Source organism: Nocardioides astragali (assembly GCF_024436375.1).
Taxonomy (GTDB): domain Bacteria; phylum Actinomycetota; class Actinomycetes; order Propionibacteriales; family Nocardioidaceae; genus Nocardioides; species Nocardioides astragali.
In genome coordinates, this window is the sequence record NZ_JAFMZM010000002.1 from 371657 (window position 1) to 391724 (window position 20068).

At 72.1% G+C, this 20068-nt stretch carries 25 protein-coding genes; 15 read left to right on the forward strand and 10 right to left on the reverse strand.

The genetic code is table 11. The annotated features are described in order from the left end of the window. Window positions 1-23: 23 nt before the first annotated feature. From J3P44_RS06835 to J3P44_RS06860, 6 genes are read right to left on the reverse strand one after another with little or no spacing between them, the layout of a single operon-like run. Window positions 24-1001 (reverse strand): nucleoside hydrolase, encoded by a 978-nt coding sequence (locus J3P44_RS06835; RefSeq protein ID WP_255889516.1) that lies wholly within the window; start codon window positions 999-1001, stop codon window positions 24-26. Further along, window positions 998-1912, reverse strand: a complete 915-nt coding sequence (locus tag J3P44_RS06840) for a hypothetical protein (protein WP_255889517.1) — start codon at window positions 1910-1912, stop codon at window positions 998-1000. The genes J3P44_RS06835 and J3P44_RS06840 overlap by 4 nt, the downstream gene beginning before the upstream one ends. Next, a complete protein-coding gene (locus tag J3P44_RS06845; RefSeq protein ID WP_255889519.1) occupies window positions 1909-2466 on the reverse strand; it encodes a hypothetical protein in 558 nt (185 codons plus the stop codon). The genes J3P44_RS06840 and J3P44_RS06845 overlap by 4 nt, the downstream gene beginning before the upstream one ends. Beyond that, window positions 2463-3329, reverse strand: coding sequence for an ABC transporter ATP-binding protein (locus J3P44_RS06850; RefSeq protein WP_255889520.1), 867 nt, complete (start codon window positions 3327-3329; stop codon window positions 2463-2465). Before J3P44_RS06850 ends, J3P44_RS06845 begins: the two co-directional genes overlap by 4 nt. Further along, the gene (locus J3P44_RS06855) at window positions 3326-4132 is read right to left on the reverse strand and encodes a cupin domain-containing protein (RefSeq protein ID WP_255889521.1); all 807 of its coding nucleotides are present in this window, start codon (window positions 4130-4132) and stop codon (window positions 3326-3328) included. The genes J3P44_RS06850 and J3P44_RS06855 overlap by 4 nt, the downstream gene beginning before the upstream one ends. Beyond that, on the reverse strand, window positions 4129-4695 hold the full coding sequence (locus J3P44_RS06860) for an RNA polymerase sigma factor (protein ID WP_255889523.1): 567 nt from the start codon (window positions 4693-4695) through the stop codon (window positions 4129-4131). The genes J3P44_RS06855 and J3P44_RS06860 overlap by 4 nt, the downstream gene beginning before the upstream one ends. Window positions 4696-4829: 134 nt before the next feature. Between J3P44_RS06860 and J3P44_RS06865 the strand changes: the two genes are divergently transcribed. The 14 genes from J3P44_RS06865 (at window position 4830) to J3P44_RS06930 (ending at window position 14651) form a co-directional block, all read left to right on the forward strand. Beyond that, entirely contained in the window at window positions 4830-5357 is a 528-nt protein-coding gene (locus tag J3P44_RS06865) for a superoxide dismutase family protein (RefSeq protein ID WP_255889524.1), read from the forward strand. A gap of 113 nt (window positions 5358-5470) precedes the next feature. After that, window positions 5471-5992 (forward strand): DinB family protein, encoded by a 522-nt coding sequence (locus tag J3P44_RS06870; RefSeq protein WP_255889525.1) that lies wholly within the window; start codon window positions 5471-5473, stop codon window positions 5990-5992. Next, window positions 5989-6618, forward strand: coding sequence for a class I SAM-dependent methyltransferase (locus tag J3P44_RS06875; protein ID WP_255889527.1), 630 nt, complete (start codon window positions 5989-5991; stop codon window positions 6616-6618). The genes J3P44_RS06870 and J3P44_RS06875 overlap by 4 nt, the downstream gene beginning before the upstream one ends. After that, window positions 6615-6809: a DUF3046 domain-containing protein gene (locus tag J3P44_RS06880; protein ID WP_255889528.1), complete on the forward strand. Its 195-nt coding sequence runs from the start codon at window positions 6615-6617 to the stop codon at window positions 6807-6809. Before J3P44_RS06875 ends, J3P44_RS06880 begins: the two co-directional genes overlap by 4 nt. A gap of 36 nt (window positions 6810-6845) precedes the next feature. Then, on the forward strand, window positions 6846-7376 hold the full coding sequence (locus J3P44_RS06885; protein WP_255889529.1) for a DM13 domain-containing protein: 531 nt from the start codon (window positions 6846-6848) through the stop codon (window positions 7374-7376). Continuing rightward, window positions 7373-8626 (forward strand): MFS transporter, encoded by a 1254-nt coding sequence (locus J3P44_RS06890; RefSeq protein ID WP_255889530.1) that lies wholly within the window; start codon window positions 7373-7375, stop codon window positions 8624-8626. Before J3P44_RS06885 ends, J3P44_RS06890 begins: the two co-directional genes overlap by 4 nt. Window positions 8627-8822: 196 nt before the next feature. Continuing rightward, window positions 8823-9875, forward strand: a complete 1053-nt coding sequence (gene recA, locus J3P44_RS06895) for a recombinase RecA (protein WP_255889531.1) — start codon at window positions 8823-8825, stop codon at window positions 9873-9875. After that, entirely contained in the window at window positions 9865-10608 is a 744-nt protein-coding gene (locus J3P44_RS06900) for a regulatory protein RecX (RefSeq protein ID WP_255889532.1), read from the forward strand. Before recA ends, J3P44_RS06900 begins: the two co-directional genes overlap by 11 nt. 46 nt (window positions 10609-10654) lie before the next feature. Next, a complete protein-coding gene (locus J3P44_RS06905; protein ID WP_255889533.1) occupies window positions 10655-11143 on the forward strand; it encodes a phosphoribosyltransferase in 489 nt (162 codons plus the stop codon). Window positions 11144-11156: 13 nt separating this feature from the next. Further along, a complete protein-coding gene (locus J3P44_RS06910) occupies window positions 11157-11876 on the forward strand; it encodes a GNAT family N-acetyltransferase (protein WP_255889534.1) in 720 nt (239 codons plus the stop codon). A 15-nt stretch (window positions 11877-11891) separates the two neighbouring features. After that, a complete protein-coding gene (locus tag J3P44_RS06915; RefSeq protein ID WP_372496523.1) occupies window positions 11892-12752 on the forward strand; it encodes a PPK2 family polyphosphate kinase in 861 nt (286 codons plus the stop codon). Continuing rightward, window positions 12749-13525, forward strand: coding sequence for a HipA family kinase (locus J3P44_RS06920; RefSeq protein WP_255889536.1), 777 nt, complete (start codon window positions 12749-12751; stop codon window positions 13523-13525). The genes J3P44_RS06915 and J3P44_RS06920 overlap by 4 nt, the downstream gene beginning before the upstream one ends. After that, complete coding sequence (locus J3P44_RS06925) at window positions 13522-13899, forward strand: DUF3037 domain-containing protein (RefSeq protein WP_255889537.1); 378 nt, start codon at window positions 13522-13524, stop codon at window positions 13897-13899. Before J3P44_RS06920 ends, J3P44_RS06925 begins: the two co-directional genes overlap by 4 nt. 8 nt (window positions 13900-13907) lie before the next feature. Continuing rightward, a complete protein-coding gene (locus J3P44_RS06930) occupies window positions 13908-14651 on the forward strand; it encodes a DNA alkylation repair protein (RefSeq protein ID WP_255889538.1) in 744 nt (247 codons plus the stop codon). On the opposite strand, the gene J3P44_RS06935 is transcribed toward J3P44_RS06930, so the two are convergent. From J3P44_RS06935 to J3P44_RS25770, 4 genes are all read right to left on the reverse strand, one after another. Next, window positions 14615-15358: a sirohydrochlorin chelatase gene (locus J3P44_RS06935; protein ID WP_255889539.1), complete on the reverse strand. Its 744-nt coding sequence runs from the start codon at window positions 15356-15358 to the stop codon at window positions 14615-14617. The two genes, J3P44_RS06930 and J3P44_RS06935, sit on opposite strands and share 37 nt — an antisense overlap. A gap of 175 nt (window positions 15359-15533) precedes the next feature. After that, a complete protein-coding gene (locus J3P44_RS06940) occupies window positions 15534-16277 on the reverse strand; it encodes a phosphoadenylyl-sulfate reductase (protein WP_255889540.1) in 744 nt (247 codons plus the stop codon). Window positions 16278-16492: 215 nt separating this feature from the next. Beyond that, window positions 16493-18211: a nitrite/sulfite reductase gene (locus J3P44_RS06945; RefSeq protein WP_255889541.1), complete on the reverse strand. Its 1719-nt coding sequence runs from the start codon at window positions 18209-18211 to the stop codon at window positions 16493-16495. Window positions 18212-18287: 76 nt separating this feature from the next. After that, window positions 18288-18377 (reverse strand): putative leader peptide, encoded by a 90-nt coding sequence (locus J3P44_RS25770; RefSeq protein WP_372496500.1) that lies wholly within the window; start codon window positions 18375-18377, stop codon window positions 18288-18290. A 238-nt stretch (window positions 18378-18615) separates the two neighbouring features. Here J3P44_RS25770 and J3P44_RS06950 point away from each other — a divergent pair, with 238 nt between their 5' ends. Beyond that, a complete protein-coding gene (locus tag J3P44_RS06950; RefSeq protein ID WP_255889542.1) occupies window positions 18616-20052 on the forward strand; it encodes a glycine hydroxymethyltransferase in 1437 nt (478 codons plus the stop codon). The last annotated feature ends 16 nt before the right edge of the window (window positions 20053-20068 follow it).

Genomic DNA, 20068 nt, shown 5'->3' on the forward strand with positions numbered 1-20068 from the left:
GTGAGCCGCTCGGCCACGGGGCGTCAGCGGAAGACGCTGCGATAGACGTCGTCGAGGGCTGCGGCGTCGAGCTCCGTCACGACGCGGACGTCGCCCTCGCCCGTACGACGCAGGCGACCGCGGTCAGCCTTCACGTCGACCTCCCAGGTCCCGGTCTGAGTGGTGGCGACTCCCGGCGCGACGAAGACGCCGGCGGTGGCGAGGTCCCAGTAGGCAGGAGACTCGAAACCGGGAACCCGGCCGAGCCCGCCGACCACGGGTCCCGCCAGCCCGCCGGGAGCGCCGCGGGGCACCGGGTCGTCCGGCACGATCGTCAGTGGCACCGGCCCGGCCACCACCTCGGCGAACGGCACCGGGTCGGCCGCGGCGTTCCACTCGCCGATGCCGTCGGCGTAGGACGGTGAGTCGACGGTGCCGGCCATCGTGATGATGCCGGCGAGGCGGGAGTAGTCGTCCGGGTGATCGCGCAGGACCGCCGCGACGTCGGTCAGCGGGCCGAGCGCGACCACGTGGAGGTGCTCATGCCTGCGGGCGAGTCGGGCGATCAGCTCCGCCGAGGACCGACGCACGGGCTGAAGGTCGAGGGTCTCCTCGCGGATGTCCAACCCGCTCATCGTGGTGGAGGACAGCGTCCACTGCGCCGGGAAGGCGATGCCCTCCCTTCCTCGCTCCGCTCCACCGCACGCGACCGGCGGGGCGGGAGCCCGGAGGGCGGCGAAGAAGTCGCCGAGCAGGCCGGTGCACGTGACCATGCCGGTCTGCGGCACCGTCACGCCGACGACGCGGACGTGGGGGTGCCGCAGCAGGAGCGCCAACGCAGCAAGGTCGTCAGGGGCAAGGTCGGTGTCGACGACGACCGGAACCGCGTCGGGGTCCTTGGGTGCCGCCGGACTCGGGGGTCCGGCGACGAAGACCTCCCCGTCGTCGTCGCTGGCGGCGGGGGTGCAGGCGAGGAGCGCCAGGACGAGCGGGAGGACCCGCCACGCCCGCGCCCGCCTCACGGGATCACCCGGACCTCGGCGACCGCGGACACGACCGCCAGCAGCACACCGCCGACGAGCAGGCAACGACGCAGGGTGCCGCTGGGCAGCGCCGCCGCGAGGAGCAGCTGGGCCAGGCCGAGGAGCCAGCCGTTGTGCCACCACGCGAGCGAGGTCGAGACGAAGCGACGACTCCACCCGTCCTGGTACTCGTTCGGTGCCGCGAGCAGCCAGTGGTCGGGGAACGCCAGGGGATCGGCGTCAGCGGGGCCGATCGGGACCAGGACCGGCTGGACCTGGATGACGGAGAAAGGCGTCACCGCCGGATGTCCGTAGAGCCAGTAGAACGCCCCGGCGAGGTACCAGAGGAGGAACAGCAGGGGGATCACCGCGGCCAGGTGAGCCATCCGCCGGCCCAGGGCAGCGCCGAGCGCGACCGCCAGGACGGCCAGCGCGACGTGCTGCAGCAGCTCCGGCGTGGTCTGGAGGGCCTCGAGCGTGCGTCCGGGCTCCTCCCCGACCGTCAGTCCGCCGAGGTCGCGTTGCCGCCAGGCCACGAGGGCGGCGAACCCGCCAACGAGCCCGAGCAGGGGCAGCATCGCGAGCAGCCGGGCAAGTGCCCGGACGACCTCCGGCACCGCGGCGCCGAGGGCGACCGGGACGCGCTCGCGCTGGAACGCGATGGCCGCGGCGACCGAGATGCCCCACATCAGGGACACGGAGGACACGGCCATCCCCTCGTAGCTGCTCCCGGCCCAGTCCTCGGTCGCCGGGTCGATCTCGCCCAGCAGCAGCCAGAGGGCGAACGCGAGCCCGAGCGGCAGGAACAGGTTGCGCGGCACCCGGCGGACCTCCGTGGCCGCGAGTGCGCAGACCACGCGGAGGGTCCCAGGGGCCTCCCGGACGCCGGCGTACGTCGTGGCCGCGCTCATCGGTGTCTGCCCATCAGGCAGACGACGAGCGCCACCGCGACGACTGGCCACGGGTCGGTGCGCCAGAGGCCGACCAGGTCCGCGGCGAGCCCGCCGCCAGGGACGGCCTGGTCGACGGCGAACCACAGGACCGGCACGACCGCGCCGAGGAGCACGCCTGTGCGGGCCGGTCCCCAGACCGCGACCGCCACGCCGCTCGCCGCGAGGGCCAGCAGTGACCCGACTGCGGTAGCGGCGGGTGACGTCTGAGCGAGCAGCCCCAGCGCCGTCCAGACCAGCAGGACAGCGCCGCCCATGAGTGCCAGCCGCAGTGCCCGGCGCTGCATCGCGGAGACGGGCACCGGCGCCAGCAGGTCGTGCGCCGGGTCGTGGAGCGAGCCGACCAGGAGCGACGCGAGGGCGGCCGCGGCGACGGCCGGCAGCAGGTCGGCCGGACGGCCCGAGGCGGCGGTGAGCATCGCCGCCACGAGCAGGAGCGCGGACGCGCCTGCGATGGGCGTCCAGCGGATCGCCCTCGACGTGGGCAGCGCAGCCCGGGCGAGCACGGCGATCATCGGGCCAACCTCGTCACGAGGAGGTAGCCGTCGTCCAGGGTCGAAGTGACGACCCGCGCCCCCTCCGGCGGCGTGCCGAGGTGTCGCCGGTTCCCGGGACCGGTCAGCCAGGAGCGGACGGCGGTGGGTTCGTCGTGCGGGGACTCCCACACCTGGCCCTGGGCCGCGGCGGCGAGGTCCTCGGGCGCGCCGGACCAGCAGATCCGGCCCTGGTCCATGACCAGCACGTGCTGGCACAACGCCGACACCTCGGCCGTGTTGTGGGTAGAGAGCAGGACGGTGCCCTCGTCGGCACAGCCGGCGAGCACCGAGCGCAGTGCGATGCGCTGCTCCGGGTCGAGGCCGGTGGCCGGCTCGTCGAGGACGAGCAGCTGAGGCGTGCCGATGAGGGCGGCGGCGAGGGCGACCCGCTGCTGCATGCCGCCTGACAGCGTGCGGATGCGCTGGTGCATCCGGTCGCCGAGGCCGAGCGCCTCCAGCGCGGCACGCGCCTCGTTGCGACGCCAGGTCTTGTCGGTGTGCTCCTTGAGGATGGCGACGTAGTCGACCATCTCGAGCGGCGTGAACCCGCCGTAGAGGCGGGGGGACTGCGGGAGGAACCCGATCCGGCGCCGGATCTCCAGCCGCTCCTTCGGCTCCGTCGGGTCGAGGCCCAGCAGTCGTACGTCGCCGGCGTCGGGTGACAGCACCGTCGCCAGGATCCGCAGCAGCGTGGTCTTGCCCGCTCCGTTGGGACCGAGGAGGCCGACGATGCCCCGGCCCAGGGACAGGTCGACGTGGTCGACGGCGGTCAGGGGTCCGTACCGCTTCGTCAGTCCGGTGGTGGCGAGCAGGGCGCCGGTGACGGTGTCGGTCGTGGTCATGCGGTCCTCCGGTAGGCGACGGCGTCGCGGCGGGCGACGGTGAGGGCGATGGCGCCGATCGCGACGGCAAGGGCGGTGAGCTGGACGGGTCCCGAGGCCACGAGGTCGACAACGGCCGCGGCCGGCATCCGGCGCGACGCCGGCGGCCAGCTCACCGCCACTGCCCAGACCGATCCGAGGGTCGCGGCGACGACGGCGGGGTCCACCCGGGTCGTGCCCGCGAGGAGCACGAGGGCAGCGAGGGCGGCCCCGGGAAGCAGCCACCCGAGGGCGACGTCGAGGGGAAGCCCGAAGGCGAGCGCCCCGCCCACCCCGAGGGGCACGGCGGGCAGCGCGACGACCAGGGCCCGAGCGGCCACCACCCGCAGCCCGGCCGACGGTGTGGCCAGGGCGAGCTGTCCCGCGGGCTCGACCGAGGCGCGGTAGGCAAGGGCGACGGCCGCCAGCGGCGCCAAGGGCGCGACGGCCAGCACCAGCGGGATCCGACCACCCATCGCGGCGACGGTCGCGGGGGCGAGCAGCAGCACCAGCACGGCGCCGAGCCACGCGGCCCGGAGGCCGGGCGTCGAGAGGCCGAGCCGGGTCAACGGGGTGGTGCGCGGCCGGTCGATCTCGTCGGCCAGCGCGTCCCAGCGACGTACGGCGTCGCTCGCGGTGGTCGAAGGAGCCAACGAGGCCATTCGTCGCCGGCACTCGTCGCACCGGAGCAGGTGGGCCTCCAGGGAGGCGGCCAGGACGGGTGCCGCGGTGCCGCCCGCCCAGGACCGCAAGGTCTCGTCGTCGGCGTGCCAGGTCTGCGTCACAGCAGTGCCTCCCTCAGCTCGGTGCGAGCACGGCTCATCCGGCTCTTGACGGTGCCGCTCGGGATGCCGAGCAGTGCGGCCGCCTCGCGGGTGGTCAGGCCGTCCAGGACGGTGGCCTGGACGACGGCCTGCAGGTCGGGGGAGAGGCGTGAGAAGGCCAGCCCCACGTCGCTGTGCTCGACCCGGGCGAGCACCTCCTCCTCCGCCGAGACCGCAGGTGAGCGGCGCAGCGTCCGTAGTCGCTCCACGACGTTGGCCCGCGGGCGCAGCTCGTGGAGCAGGGAGCGCACCGCGATGCCCCACAGCCAGGCCGCCACCTCGCCGTCACCGCGCCACCCGCCGGGTTTGCGCCACACCGCGAGGAAGGTGTCCTGGATGGCGGTGTCGACGACCGTCTGGTCGGCACAGCGGCGCGACAGCCGGGTGGCCAGCCACGGCTCGTGGCGCGCGAACAGCTCGCGCAGGGCGCCACGGTCGGAGTCCCGCACCGCAGCCACCAGCTCCGCGTCTGTCCGACGGTCCGCCGTCTGCCGGGCGTCCCAGCCGTCGTGGATCTCTCCCATCACACCTTCTAGTGCCGGCGACCCCCTCGATCGGTTCAGTGTGGCCCCGACACGCCGGTCCCGTGAACCGTTGGGCGCGCCCGACGGCACTTGTCATCGAGGCCCCGCACGGGGCCCCGACCGAGGAGGAACGCATGTCCGGATTCAAGAAGGGGCTCGTCGTGGCGGCAGTGGTCGTCGCAGTCCCCGCCGGGGCGGCCGCCGCCGTCGTCCTGGTGGACCACGGCCACGGACCGACCGTCACCCACGACACGGCGTACAGCCACATCACCACCCAGGTGCACGCCTGGGCGCGCGGGGACTCCACCCGCGTTCGCCTCATGGTCGAGGGGCTGCCGCCCGGCCGCACCTTCGGGGCCCACGTGCACACGGGCACGTGCGGGACGAACCCGGCGGCGTCAGGGGGCCACTACCAGCACTCCACCGACCCTGCCGTCCCGCTCCGGGATCGGGAGGTGTGGCTGGACGTGACCGCTGACGCGCAGGGGCACGCCACCACGACGACCACGGTTCCCTGGGCCTTCGCTGCAGGGACGGCCGGCTCGGTCGTCATCCACGCCAACCCGACCAACCCGGTCGACGGGACGGCGGGCGCGCGACTGGCCTGCACGACGGTCGCCTTCGGCCACCACACGGAGGGCCGGGCAGTGCCCGGGAGCTGAGGCCACCGCCGGCGCCACCTCGACACCGGGCGGCCCGGAAGGTCGGCGGGAAGTGCACGACGGATGTCCCTTCCCCGCATTGTCCTCCGGGGTGGGGCTGGTTGGATGACGGGATGAGCATCACGCCCGACACCAAGGACTGGACCTGGGTCCTGGACCGTCCCTGCCCCGACTGCGGCTTCGACCCCGCGGAGCAGGCGCTGGACGACCTGCCCCGCCTGATCCGCGACACCGCGACGACGTGGTCGGAGGTGCTGGCGCGTCGCGACGTCGGCGTACGACCCGCGCCGGACGTCTGGTCGCCGCTGGAGTACGGCTGCCACGTGCGTGACGTGCACGGGCTCTTCGCCGAGCGGCTGCGGCTGATGCTCGACGAGGACGAGCCGACCTTCGCCAACTGGGACCAGGACGCGACGGCGGTCGAGAGCGACTACCCGAGCCAGGATCCCGTGGTGGTCGCGGGGGAGCTGGTCGACGCCGCAGGGACGGTCGCCGGCGTCTACGCCACCGTCACCCCGGCGACGAGGGACCGGCGGGGGATGCGCTCCAACGGTGACGTCTTCTCGGTCGAGTCCCTGGGCAGCTACCACCTGCACGACGTCGTCCACCACCTCCACGACGTGGGGGCGCGGTGAGCGAGGCAGTCGACGACACCGTCCGCGCCTACGACCTCGACGCCGCGGCCTACGCCGGAGCCGGTTCGCAGGTCCCCGACTCCGTGCGAGCCGACATCGAGCACTTCGCGGCCACGATCGGCACCGGGGCGCGCGTCCTCGAGATCGGCTCCGGCGGCGGTCGAGACGCCCGACTGATGGAGGAGCTCGGGCTCGACGTGCGGCGCACCGACATCACGCCGGCGTTCGTCGCGCTGTTGCGCGAGCAGGGCCACGCCTGCGACCTCGTCGACCCGCTGGTGGACGACGTGTCCTCGCCGCAGGGTCCCTACGACGCGGTGTGGGCCAACGCGTCACTGCTCCACGTCGCGCGTCACCACCTGTCGACGGTCCTGTCCCGCCTCGCCGCCGTGACCCGGGCCGGAGGACTGCTGCGGCTCTCCGTCAAGGAGGGCGACGGTGAGGGCTGGTCCACCCACGGGTCGATCCGCAACCCCCGTCACTTCACCTACTGGCGCGCCCCGGCTCTCGAGGCGGTCGTGGCCGGTGCCGGCTGGTCCGGCGTCTCGATCCGGGCGGGGGTGGCCGGCAAGCGCGGCGAGACCTGGCTGGAGCTCACGGCGGCGCGGGGACCGGTCGCCGCATGAGGCACACCGAGTTCTGGGCACGGCTGGACGCCGCCCTGGGGCGGAGCTACTCGCGCACGTGGGCCGAGCTCACCGTCATCCGCGACCTGGACGGACGCACGACGCAGGAGGCGCTGGACGCCGGCGTCGCACCCAAGCAGGTCTGGGCCGCGGTGCGGCGACAGCTCGAGCTTCCCGAGAGCGAGCGGTGAACGGACGGTCGTGAGCGCCGGGGCTAGGGTTGGCCCATGAAGTGGGTGCTGGCCGTCGCGCTGGCAGCCGCGCTCGCGTTCGGGGCGTGGGCGTTCGAGCCGTGGCGACTGTTCACCAGCAGCGAGCTGAGCGAGGCCGCACCCAGCTCCTCTCCCAGCGCGCCGGCCGAGTCGTCCGCGGACGGGAGGTCGGACGGGTCCACGTCGCCCCAGACGCCGGACGACCAGGTGCTGGCGACCGGCTCGTTCGAGGACGCCGAGCACGCGACGTCGGGATCGGTGCGCGTGCTCGAGCTCGCGGACGGCACCCGCTTCGTCCGCGTGGAGGGACTGGCGACGTCCGACGGACCGGACCTGCACGTCTGGCTCAGCGACCAGCCGAGCGGTGGTGACTGGGGGTCCTACGACGACGGCCGCTGGGTCACCCTCGGCGAGCTGAAGGCCACGCACGGCGACCACAACTACGAGGTCCCGGCGTCGGCGAGGATCGCGGGCATGAGGTCGGTCGTCATCTGGTGTGACCGCTTCAACGTCGCCTTCGGCTCGGCACCCGTCGAGCTCGCATGACCGAGGCCACCACCCGCACGGACATCGACGCCGTCCAGCGCCACACCGTCCGTACGCTCGTCGTGTCCCAGGCCGTCGGCGCCGTCGGCGTGACGATCGGCGTGGCGACCGCCTCGCTGCTGGCGCGCGACATCTCCGGCAGCGAGACGATGGCCGGCCTGGCGCAGACCTTCCAGGTCCTCGGCACGGCCGCGGCGGCGTACGGCCTGGCCCGGGTGATGCGCAGGCGCGGACGTCGCGTCGGCATCGCGCTCGGCTACCTGATCGGTGCCACGGGAGCGGTGCTCGCCGTGGCTGCGGGTGTCGTCGACTCGATGCTCGTGCTGCTCGTGGGTGCGGTTCTGCTCGGCGCGACGACGGCAGTGAACAGCGGCTCGCGCTACGCCGCGACCGATCTCGCCACGGAGGCGCACCGCGCACGGGCGCTGTCGGTGGTGGTCTGGGCGACGACGATCGGCGCGGTGGCGGGTCCCAACCTCACCGGCGTCGGCGCGTCGCTGGCGCGCTCGCTCGGCATCCCCGAGCTCACGGGCGGGTTCGCGATCGGCGCCGTCGTGCTGGTCCTCGCCGCCGGGTGGGTCTGGGTCAGGCTGCGCCCGGACCCGCTCCTCCTGGCGCAGCAGACGGCCGGGATCACGCCGGCCAGCGGCCCGGAGCCTCGCGGCCGCTCGTGGGGGCGCTTCGTCGCGGTGGTCCGTGACGTGCCCGCTGTCGGGGCCGCGGTCGTGGCGATGGCGTGTGCCCACGCGGCGATGGTGACAGTGATGATCATGACCCCGTTGCACATGGAGCACGGCGGGGCGCACCTGGACGTCATCGGGTTCGTGATCTCGATCCACGTGCTGGGCATGTTCGCGTTCTCGCCGCTGGTCGGGTGGGCCGCCGACCGGTTCGGGCGGAGCGCGGTGCTGGTCGGCGGGGGACTGGTCCTGCTGGTGTCGCTGGCGCTGTGCGGCCTCTCGCCGGAGGGCTCCTCGTGGCAGATCTTCACCGGGCTGTTCCTCCTGGGCCTGGGCTGGTCCTGCGCGACCGTCGCGGCCTCGACCGTGATCGCCGACCGCACCCCGATCGAGGCGCGCACCGACGTGCAGGGCACGTCCGACATGGCGATGGCGCTGACCGCCGCCGGCGGTGGAGCACTCGCCGGAGTCATCGTCGATGCACTGGGCTACCCGGCCCTCGCGGCGTTCGCGGCCCTGCTGGCCGGCACGGTCGTCGCGGCCGGACGCCTGACCCGCTCGACGCCCTGAGGCGTCCCTGGGAAGGACGGCGACACGCCGCACCCGGACCTGTCATCGAACACCTGTTCGGGCTACTGTTCATCCACAGGTACGACGATGGGCGAGGTGGTCCACAGCCGGTGACGGTCCTGATCAGGGACTGTCGGTGGCTCGCCCTAGCGTCGCAGATGTACCGACACACACGACGAGAGAACGGGACACAGCCATGGCTGGTGCAGACCGCGAGAAGGCCCTTGACGCCGCGCTCGCACAGGTGGAGAAGCAGTTCGGCAAGGGCTCGGTCATGCGGCTGGGCGACGAGACGCGTGCCCCGCTCGAGGTGATCCCCACGGGGTCGATCGCCCTCGACGTGGCCCTCGGCCTCGGTGGTCTGCCGCGCGGTCGGGTCGTGGAGATCTACGGTCCGGAGTCCTCCGGAAAGACCACGGTGGCCCTCCACGCGGTCGCCAGCGCGCAGGCGGCGGGCGGCATCGTCGCCTTCATCGACGCCGAGCACGCGCTCGACCCCGACTACGCCAAGAACCTCGGGGTCGACACCGACGCCCTCCTTGTCTCCCAGCCCGACTCCGGCGAGCAGGCGCTCGAGATCGCCGACATGCTGATCCGGTCCGGGGCGCTGTCCCTGATCGTCATCGACTCGGTGGCGGCGCTCGTGCCGCGCGCCGAGATCGAGGGCGAGATGGGTGACAGCCACGTCGGCCTCCAGGCCCGGCTGATGAGCCAGGCGCTGCGCAAGATGACCGGTGCGCTCAACAACTCCAACACCACCGCGATCTTCATCAACCAGCTGCGCGAGAAGATCGGCGTGATGTTCGGCTCGCCGGAGACCACGACCGGTGGCCGCGCGCTGAAGTTCTACTCCTCGGTCCGCCTCGACGTGCGACGCATCGAGACGCTGAAGGACGGCACCGACATGGTCGGCAACCGCACCCGCGTCAAGGTCGTCAAGAACAAGGTGGCCCCGCCGTTCAAGCAGGCCGAGTTCGACATCATGTACGGCAAGGGCATCAGCCGCGAGGGCGGCCTGATCGACGTCGGTGTCGAGGCGGGCATCATCCGCAAGGCCGGCGCCTGGTACACCTACGAGGGCGACCAGCTCGGCCAGGGCAAGGAGAACTCGCGCAACTTCCTCAAGGACAACCCCGACCTCGCCAACGAGATCGAGAAGCTCATCCTGGAGAAGCTGGGTGTCACTCCGAGCGTCGACAAGCCTGCCGACGACCTGAGCGACGAGCCCATCGGGGTCAATGACTTCTGACCGCGAGGCCCGACCCGCGCCCGACTGGGCCGGCGACGTCGGCCTGGGTGTGCAGGCGTGGGTGGGGGAGACCCCGCCCACGCCGGCCGATCCGCCGCGCGAGCGCTCCGCCCGGACCGGTCGCCGCCAAGGCCGCACGGGCGGCCGATCCCCCACCCGGACGTGGGAGGAGCGGGAAGCGGCCAAGGTCGCGCGGGAGGAGGCGGCGGCCGCCGAGGTCGAGGCCGACCCGGAGGCGGTGGCTCGGAAGATCCTGCTGGACACCCTCACCGGACAGGCGCGCACCCGCAAGGAGCTCGCCGACAAGCTCAGCAAGCGCGGGGTCCCCGACGACCTCGCCGCCGGCCTGCTCGACCGGTTCACAGAGGTCGGCCTGATCGACGACGGGGCGTTCGCGAGGCAGTGGGTGGAGAGCCGGCACCGCAGCCGCGGCCTCGCGCCGCGGGCCCTCGCCCAGGAGCTTCGGCGCAAGGGCGTCGACGACGTGGAGACCAAGATCGCGCTCGAGCAGATCGGTGAGGACGACCAGCGTGCCGCCGCCCGTGCCTTGGTCGACAAGAAGCTGCGCTCGATGGGAGGCCTCGACCCCCAGGTCGCCACCCGCCGCCTCGCCGGGCTCCTCGCCCGCAAGGGCTACTCCGCCGGCCTGGCGTTCTCGGTCGTCCGCGAGGCGTTGTCCGACGTGGGCGACCTCGACGAGGCCGACGTCCTGGATCCGCCTGGCGACGACTGAGCGCGTCCACTTCCCCCTCCCGGCCCGCCTCTGGTGGGATGGCCCCGTGAGCAACGAGCGCGAGGTCCTCACCTACGACCTGTTCGGCACGGCCACCCGGGAGCTGGCGCAGGAGGTGGCGGACTCGGGGTTCGTGCCCGACATGATCCTCGCGATCGCCCGCGGCGGCCTGGCCCTGGGCATGGGGTTGGGCTACGCGTTGGCCGTGAAGAACCTGTCCGTCATCAACGTGGAGTTCTACACCGGAGTGGACCAGCGCCTCGACGTGCCGATCATGCTGCCGCCCACCCCGGCCGCGATCGACCTGTCCGGCCTGAAGGTGCTGATCGCCGACGACGTCGCCGACACCGGCCGCACCCTCGAGCTCGTGCACGAATTCTGCGAGGGACACGTGGCCGAGGCGCGCACGGTGGTCGTCTACGAGAAGCCCCAGTCGGTGATCAAGCCCGACTACGCATGGCGTTCCACCGAGCGGTGGGTCGACTTCCCGTGGTCGGTGCTGCCCCCGGTCGTCCCGGGTGCCCTCGCCCACTGATGACGACCCCCAGATGACGATGGAGGCCGGCGCCGTGCACGTGGCGGTGACCCACGGCGACCGGACCCTTGCCGGCAGCGTGCGACGGGACGAGTCGTGGGCCGCTGCCGCGTCCCGCATCGCGGCGACGATCCCGGGTGAGCCGAGGGCGGTCGACCTGTCGGGCGAGACGAAGCACTTCGAGGTCAACCACGACCTGCGGGTGGCACTTCGGGCGATGACGCGCGGTGACCTGCCCGACGTCGCGCGATGGCGGGCCGAGGCCCACGTGCTGGCCTGGTTCGCGGAGGACGGTCCGCCCGACCTCCGGTCGGTCACCGAGAAGTACGCCGCCCGCATCGACGGCAGGTCTCCGATCCGGATGTGGGTGGCCGAGGTCAACGGGCGCTCGGTCGGCTTCCTCCAGGACTACCGCATCCGCGACGTGCCAGGCTTCCCGCTGCTGGTCCCGGACCCCGACACGGTCGGGGTGGACTACGCGATCGGCGAGCCCGAGTGGGTCGGCCGCGGCTTGGGCGCTCGCGTGCTGTGGGCGTGGATGGCACGCACGCGTCATCGCTTCCCCGGGTCGGCGACCTACTTCGCGGCGCCCGACCACCGCAACGAGAGCTCGCTGCGGATGCTCGACAAGGCGGGATTCCAGCGCGGCACCTGGTTCGACGAGCCGAAGAGTGACGGCACGACGGCGACCGTGGTCGGCTGCACCCTGGACGTACGGCGCGTCCTGGGATGATCGGTGGGCCATGATGTGGCCATGACGACCTCCGCCATCCACGATGCCGTTCGCCTGCCGCCGGGACCGGTCGACCTGGCATCGGTCGACACCGACGCCGCGCCCGGCTTCGACGGCAAGAAGGCCGACGGCAAGGCGGCTCTCGCCGCCATGGCCGACGAGCTCTCCGACCTGCAGGAGCGGCTGTGGGCCGAACGCACTGTCGGTTCGGAGCGCAGGGTGCTGCTGGTGCTCCAGGGCATGGACACCAGCGGCAAGGGCGGGGTGCTGCGCCACACCATCGGGCTGGTCGACCCCCAGGGCGTGCGGATCACCAGCTTCAAGGCACCCACCGACGAGGAGCGCGCCCAGGACTTCCTGTGGCGCATCGAGAAGGGCCTCCCGCCGGCGGGCTACATCGGGGTCTTCGACCGCTCGCACTACGAGGACGTCCTCATCGCACGGGTGCGTGCCTTCGCCGAACCGGAGGAGATCGAGCGCCGCTATGCCGCGATCAACGACTTCGAGGCCCGCCTCAGCAACGAAGGCTTCTCGATCATCAAGTGCATGCTCCACATCAGCGCCGACGAGCAGAAGGCCCGGCTCGCCGAGCGCCTCGCCAATCCCGAGAAGCACTGGAAGTACAACCCCGGTGACCTCGACGAGCGCGCGCGCTGGTCCGCCTACCGCCAGGCCTACGAGGTCGCGCTCGAGCGTACGAACACCGACGTCGCGCCGTGGCACGTCATCCCGTCCGACAAGAAGTGGTTTCGCAACCTGGCCGTCGGCCAGCTCCTCCTGGAGACCCTCCGCGGGCTCGACCTCCAGTGGCCCGAGGCCGACTTCGAGGTCGAGGCGGAGACCGAGCGCCTGGCCCAGGAGGCCCCGGTCCAGTGATCTCCACCGGACTGCCCGTCGTCACGGTCACGAGGTACGTGACGCCGCTGCGCGAGGGCGGCAGCCTGCCCGGGGTCGTCGAGGCCGACGACCTCGGCACCTACGTCTGCAAGTTCCGGGGCGCCGGCCAGGGGGCCAAGGTCCTCGTGGCCGAGGTCATCGTGAGCCACCTCGCCACCCGCCTCGGCCTACGCACCCCGCGGCTCGTCGTCCTCGACCTCGATCCGGAGCTGGCACGCTACGAGGCCGACGAGGAGGTGCAGGACCTGCTCAACGCCAGCCCTGGCGCCAACCTCGGGATCGACTTCCTCCCCGGGTCCTTCGGCGTCGACGGCCAGGTCTCCGCGGCCGACGACGAGGGCGCGAAGGTGCTCTGGCTGGACGCCTTCGCCGCCAACGTCGACCGCTCCTGGCGCAACCCCAACCTGCTGCTGTGGCACGGCGACCTCTGGGTGATCGACCACGGCGCCTCGCTCTACTTCCACCACGGGTGGCGATCGGGGGTCACCGACCCGGCGAGGTTCGCGTCGCAGCCGTGGGACGTGGGCGGCCACGTCTTCGAGGCCTGCGCCCGACGAGCCCGCGAGCTCGACGACGAGATCTCGGGAGCCCTCAGCGAGAGCGTGTTCACCGAGATCCTGGCCGAGGTCCCCGACGTGTGGCTCGAGCCGGTGCCGGGCGCCGCGACGCCGGACGAGCTGCGATCGGCCTACGTCAGCTTCCTCACCGCCCGCCTGGGCACCCGTCAGTGGCTGCCCGGAGGTACGCGATGAGGCAGAGCTACCAGTACGTCGTCCTGCGCTGCGTGCCGCGACCGGACCGCGAGGAGTTCCTCAACGTCGGTGTCGTCCTGCACTGCCAGGCCGCGGACTTCCTCGACGTCGTCTGGAGCGTGGACGCGAGCCGCCTGCGGGTGCTGGACACCGACCTCGACATCGACCAGGTCTGCGACGCGCTGACGTTCGTCGACCGGGTGTGCCGCGGTGACGAGCGCGCCGGCGAGGCCGCACGCCAGTCGCTCGGCCAGCGGTTCGGCTTCCTCAAGGCACCCCGCAGCACCGTCCTGCAGCCCGGGCCGGTGCACGGCGGAGTCACTGAGGACCCAGCCCGCCAGCTCGAGCACCTGCGCGAGCGTCTCGTCGGCTGACCCGCGCGATGACGTACGTCGGCTCGGTCCGTGCGGCCCTCGCCGAGGTGGGGGATCCGGACAGGGCGGCTCAGCAGCAGGCGTACATGAAGTCCGAGCTGCCGTTCGTCGGCCTCGGCGCGCCCGCGCTCAAGGCGCTGCTCAGGCCCCTCCTCGTCGAGCACCGGTTCGTCGACCGAGGCTCGTGGGAGGCCGCGCTCCTCGAGCTGTGGGACGACGCCACCCACCGCGAGGAGTGGTACGCCGCGCTCGCGCTCCTGCGGCACCGGGCCTATCGGGGCTGGCTCGACCCGGACCTGCTGCCGTTGCTGGAGCATCTCGTTCGCAGCGGTGCCTGGTGGGACGTCGTCGACGAGATCGCCTCCCATCCGGTCGGCCAGGTCCTCCTGGACCATCGGCCGGACGTCACGCCGCTGATGGACGCGTGGTCGGTCGACGCCGACAGCCTGTGGATCCGGCGTACGGCGATGCTGGCCCAGCTGCGGCACCGTGAGCGCACCGACAGCGACCTGTTGCGGCGGGTGCTGGTCGCCAACCTGGACGACTCAGCGTTCGGCAGGGAGTTCTTCGTCCGGAAGGCTCTCGGCTGGGCGCTGCGCGAGCACGCCAGGACGGATGCGGCGTGGGTCCGCACCTTCGTGCGGACCCACGCCGATCGGCTCAGCGGGCTCTCCCGCCGCGAGGCGCTCAAGCACCTGAGTGACGACAGCTCGGCTCAGACGGGGACCAGCTCGACCGCGCCGACCGCGTAGCGAGCCAGGACCGCGCGCGCGACCGCGGGGTGGGCTCCGAGCGGGTCGGAGACCGCCACTGCTCCCGCTTCGATCGCCAGCTCGCTGGCCCGGTCGGGCAGCTTGCCGGGGGCGAGGAAGAACGACGCGACGGCGACGTGACGCTTGCCCTCGGCGCGGAACGCACGGACGGCCTCGCCCGTGGCCGGCGGTGCGGCCGAGGCGAAGGCAGCGGTGACGGGCAAGCGGTGGCGGGCGCCCCACGTACGGGCGATGCGGGCCACCGACTGGTTGGCCAGCGGGTCGGACGAGCCGGCCGCAGCGAGCACCAGGGCGTCCAGCTCGCGCACCCGCGCCTCCTTGAGGGCATCGCGCAGGCGGACGTCGAGCACCTCGAGGAAGGCGGTCTCCATGCCGAGGATCCGGCTGGCCTGGATCTTGAGCCCCTCGTGGCGCGCCATCGCGGCCGCGATCACCTCGGGTACGTCGACCTTCGCGTGGTAGGCCTCGGTCAGCAGGAGCGGCACGACGACGATCTCGTCGAAGCCGGCCTTGACCAGTCGGTCGACGACCGTGTCGAACGTCGGCTTGGAGAGGTCGAGGAACGCCGTCTCGACGCGCAGGTCAGGGCGCAGGGCCTTGACCTCGGCGACCAGCGACTTGATCGTCGCGGCGGAGCGCGGGTCCCGGCTTCCGTGGGCCAGGGCAACCAGAGCAGGAGCAGCCATCAGGGGTGCCTCCGATCGTGCGTAGTGGTGCGGTGGTGCTTCGGGGGTGCTGCGGGTGCGACGACGTTGTCGCTCGTGCTGGGGGAAAGAACGTCGTGGGGTGACTTCATGTTCGGGGTCCCCGCGGCGTTGTTCGGGGGAGCGCAGCGGAGGAGAAGAACGTCGTGGGGGGACTTCATGCGTGGATCCCGCACTCGGTCTTGGTGGTGCCGGCCCATCGCCCGCTGCGCGGGTCGTCGCCGGGCGCGACCCGGCGGGTGCAGGGCCAGCAGCCGATGCTGGGGTAGCCGTCGTGCACGAGCGGGTTCACGAGGATCCCGTTGTCGGCGATGTAGCGCTCGACCTGCTCGTCGCTCCAGCGGGCCAGGGGAGACACCTTGACCTTGCCCTTGCGGGCGTCCCAGCCGACGACGGGCGCGATGACCCGGTTGTGGGTCTCGGCGCGGCGCAGGCCGGTGGCCCACGCGTCGTACTCGGCGAGGGTGTCGGCGAGCGGCTTGACCTTGCGCAGCGCGCAGCAGAGGTCGGGATCGGTCTTGTAGAGGTCCTTGCCGTGCTCCGCGTCCTGCTCGGCGACCGTCTGGGTCGGCGTGATGGTGATCAGGTTGACCGGAAGGGTCGCCTCGACGGCGTCGCGGGTCCCGATGGTCTCGATGAAGTGGTAGCCCGTGTCGAGGAAGACGACGTCGATGCCCGGGGCGACCTTCGAGGCCAGGTGTGCGAGCACCGCGTCGCCCATCGAGGACGTGATCGCGAACCGGTCGCCGAACGTAGCCACGGCCCACTCGATGATCACCTCGGCGGGAGCGAGCTCGAGCTCGGCGCCGACGTGGGAGACGAGCTCGCGCAGCTCCTCCGGCGTACGTCCGTCGGTGTGGGTGCCCTTGAAGTCGCGGGCGGCGCGCGTGGAGAGGCTCATGTCGGTGTTCCTCTCGTGACAGGGGGCCGGATCATGCCGGTCATCTGCACGGTGAAGGCGCGCAGGCACGAGCGGCACTCCCAAGCACCCGCGCCCTCTTGGGGGAACAGGTTCTCGTCCCCGCAGAAGGGGCAGTGGAAGGGGACCGCGCGCTCAGTCATTTCGGGGTCCCCGCGGGATCGGGAGCGCAGCGAGCGATGTCGTGGGGTGATCAGTCATGCGAGGACCGGCTCCGGCTCGCCGCGAAGGAGCCTCTCGTCGGCGCGGGCCACCCAGGCCGCGAAGGACTCGCCGTCGGTGCGGTCGGAGAGGTACGCCGAGACGACGGCCGAGACGTAGTCGTCGAGGCCGGCGCTGGTCACCTTGTGGGCACGCAGCTTGCGGCCCATGGCGGGGTTCAGGCCGAGGGCGCCGCCCAGGTGCACCTGGAAGCCCTCGACCTGCTGGCCGTCGGCGTCCATCACCAGCTGGCCCTTGAGGCCGATGTCGGCGACCTGGGTGCGCGCGCACGCATTGGGGCAGCCGTTGACGTTGACCGAGATCTGGGTGTCGAGCTCGGGGAAGCGCTTCTCCAGCTCGGTCACCAGGCGACGCGAGCGCTCCTTGGTGTCGACGATGGCGAGCTTGCAGAACTCGATGCCGGTGCAGGCCATCGTGGCGCGCCGCCACGGGCTGGGCCGCGCGGTGAGGCCGATCTTCTCCAGGTCGTCGGCGAAGGCGGCGGTGTCCTCGGCGGCGACGCCGATCACCACCAGCTTCTGGTAGGCGGTGAGCCGGGCGCCGCGGGCGCCGTACGCGTCCACCAGGTCACCGAGCGCGGACAGCGTGGTGCCGTCGATGCGCCCCACCACGGGTGCGGCCCCGACGTAGAACCGGCCGTCCTTCTGCTCGTGGATGCCGATGTGGTCGCCCTGGGTCACCGGTGCCTCGGGGGACGGGTTGTCGACGAGAGCCCGGTGGAGGTACTCGTTCTCCAGGACCTCGCGGAACTTCTCCTTGCCCCAGTCGGCCAGTAGGAACTTGAGCCGGGCCTTGGACCGCAGCCGGCGGTAGCCGTAGTCGCGGAAGATGCCCGCCACGCCCTCCCAGGCGTCGGCCACCTCGTCGAGCGGGATCCACACGCCGAGCTTGTGGGCCAGCATCGGGTTGGTGGACAGGCCGCCGCCGACCCACAGGTCGAACCCGGGGCCGTGCTCGGGGTGGACGGTGCCGACGAAGGACACGTCGTTGACCTCGGGTGCCACGTCGTGGCTCGGGTGCCCGGTGAGCGCGGTCTTGAACTTGCGCGGGAGGTTGGAGAACTCGGGGTTGCCCAGCGCCCGGCGCTTGATCTCGGCGAGGGCCTCGGAGCCGTCGATGATCTCGTCCTTGGCGATGCCGGCGACGGGGGAGCCCAGGAAGGGTCGGGGGCTGTCGCCGCAGGCCTCGAGCGTGGTGAGGCCGGCCGACTCGAGGCGCTCCCAGATGGCCGGGACGCTCTCGATCTCGATCCAGTGGAACTGGATGTTGTTGCGGTCGGTGATGTCGGCGGTGTTGCGTGCGTACTCCGTCGAGCACTCCCCGAGCGCGCGCAGGGCAGGACCGTCGAGGACCTGGCCGTCGGTGCGCACCCGCATCATGAAGAAGCGGTCGTCGAGCTCCTCCTCCTCGAGCTGGGCGGTCTTGCCGCCGTCGAAGCCGGGGGCGCGCTGGGTGTAGAGGCCCATCCAGCGGAAGCGTCCACGCAGGTCGGCGGGGTCGATCGAGTCGAAGCCGCGGCGGGAGTAGGTGTAGAGGATGCGGTCCCGCACGTTGAGCGGGTCGTCGTCCTTCTTGGACTGCTCGTTCTTGTTGAGCGGCTCGGAGTAGCCGAGCGCCCACTGACCCTCGGCGCGCTTGGGGCGCGGGATCTCGGTGTTCTGGGCGGCCTGGGGCTTGAACCGGAGGTCGGGCATGATCAGGAAGATCCTGTTCGCTGAGGAGTGCCGCGCGCGACGTTGAGCGCGGAAGGGGGGTTGTCTGGGCGGCGTTTCAGCGATGCCAACAGGTCGCGCTGCCCACACGCATGAGGTCGACGTGACGTCGAACCACGAGGTGCGTATGGGTGGCGGGGGTGACCATGTCAAGAAGTCTCAGGGAGTGGACACCTGTTTCACAAGCCGAAATCTCGTATCTTGGGACGTGACTCCACTATGTGAGACGACCAGCGCCGGCGCAGGCGAGGTCGGGGCACGTCGTGCGGCGTACGTCACAATGGTCGGCGGCGCTGCTCGCACCCCGTCCGGCATCGGTGCCGGCCCGCGTCCAGCGGGACCGTCCCGGCGCGGAGGGCCCCGGAGCGACCTCTAGGCTGTCGCCCATGACGGACTCCCTCATCAGCAGTGCGTACTCACAGGCTCTCGAGGTCATCGCCTCCGTGGAGCCGCGGATCGCGGAGGCCACCCGCCAGGAGCTCACCGACCAGCGGGGCTCGCTCAAGCTGATCGCGTCGGAGAACTACGCCTCGCCCGCGGTCCTGCTGACCATGGGCACCTGGTTCAGTGACAAGTACGCCGAGGGGACCGTCGGTCACCGGTTCTACGCCGGCTGCCAGAACGTCGACACGGTGGAGGCGCTGGCCGCCGAGCACGCCCGAGAGCTCTTCGGCGCGCCGTATGCCTACGTCCAGCCGCACTCCGGCATCGACGCCAACCTCGTCGCCTTCTGGTCGATCCTGGCCAACCGGGTGGAGACCCCCTACCTGCAGAAGATGCAGGCCAAGAACGTCAACGAGCTCACCGAGGCCGACTGGGAGACGCTGCGCCACGAGTTCGGCAACCAGCGGCTGCTCGGCATGTCGCTCGACGCCGGCGGCCACCTCACGCACGGCTTCCGTCCCAACATCAGCGGCAAGATGTTCCACCAGCAGCAGTACGGCACCGACCCGGAGACCGGCCTGCTCGACTACGACCTCGTGGCCGCCAAGGCCCGCGAGTTCAAGCCGCTCGTGCTGGTGGCCGGCTACTCCGCCTACCCGCGCCGCGTGAACTTCGCCAGGATGCGCGAGATCGCCGACGAGGTCGGCGCCGTGCTGATGGTGGACATGGCGCACTTCGCCGGCCTGGTGGCCGGCAAGGTGTTCACCGGCGAGGAGGACCCCGTGCCCTTCGCACACATCACCACGACCACGACCCACAAGTCGCTGCGCGGCCCGCGGGGCGGCATGGTGCTGGCGCAGGAGGAGTTCGCGGCCGACGTCGACCGCGGCTGCCCGATGGTGCTGGGCGGCCCGCTGTCGCACGTGATGGCGGCCAAGGCCGTCGCGCTCGCCGAGGCCCGGACCACCGAGTTCCAGGGCTACGCCCAGCGGGTCGCGGACAACGCCAAGTCCCTGGCCGAGGGCTTCCTGGCCCGCGGCGCCGACCTCGTCACCGGCGGCACCGACAACCACATCGTGCTGCTCGACGTGTCGTCCTTCGGGCTGACCGGCCGGCAGGCGGAGTCGGCCCTCCTCGACGCCGGCGTGGTCACCAACCGCAACTCGGTCCCGTCCGACCCCAACGGCGCCTGGTACACCTCCGGCATCCGGCTCGGCACCCCCGCGCTCACCACCCGCGGCTTCGGCCACGACGAGTTCGACATGGTGGCCGAGCTCATCGTCGACGTGCTCAGCAACACCGAGGCCGGCACGACCAAGGCCGGCGGCCCCAGCAAGGCGTCGTACACGCTGGGCGACGGAGTCGCCGACCGCGTCACCTCGCGGTCGGCGGAGATGCTCGACAAGCACCCGCTCTACCCCGGGCTCGTCCTGTCCTGAGCCCGTCAGGCGTCAA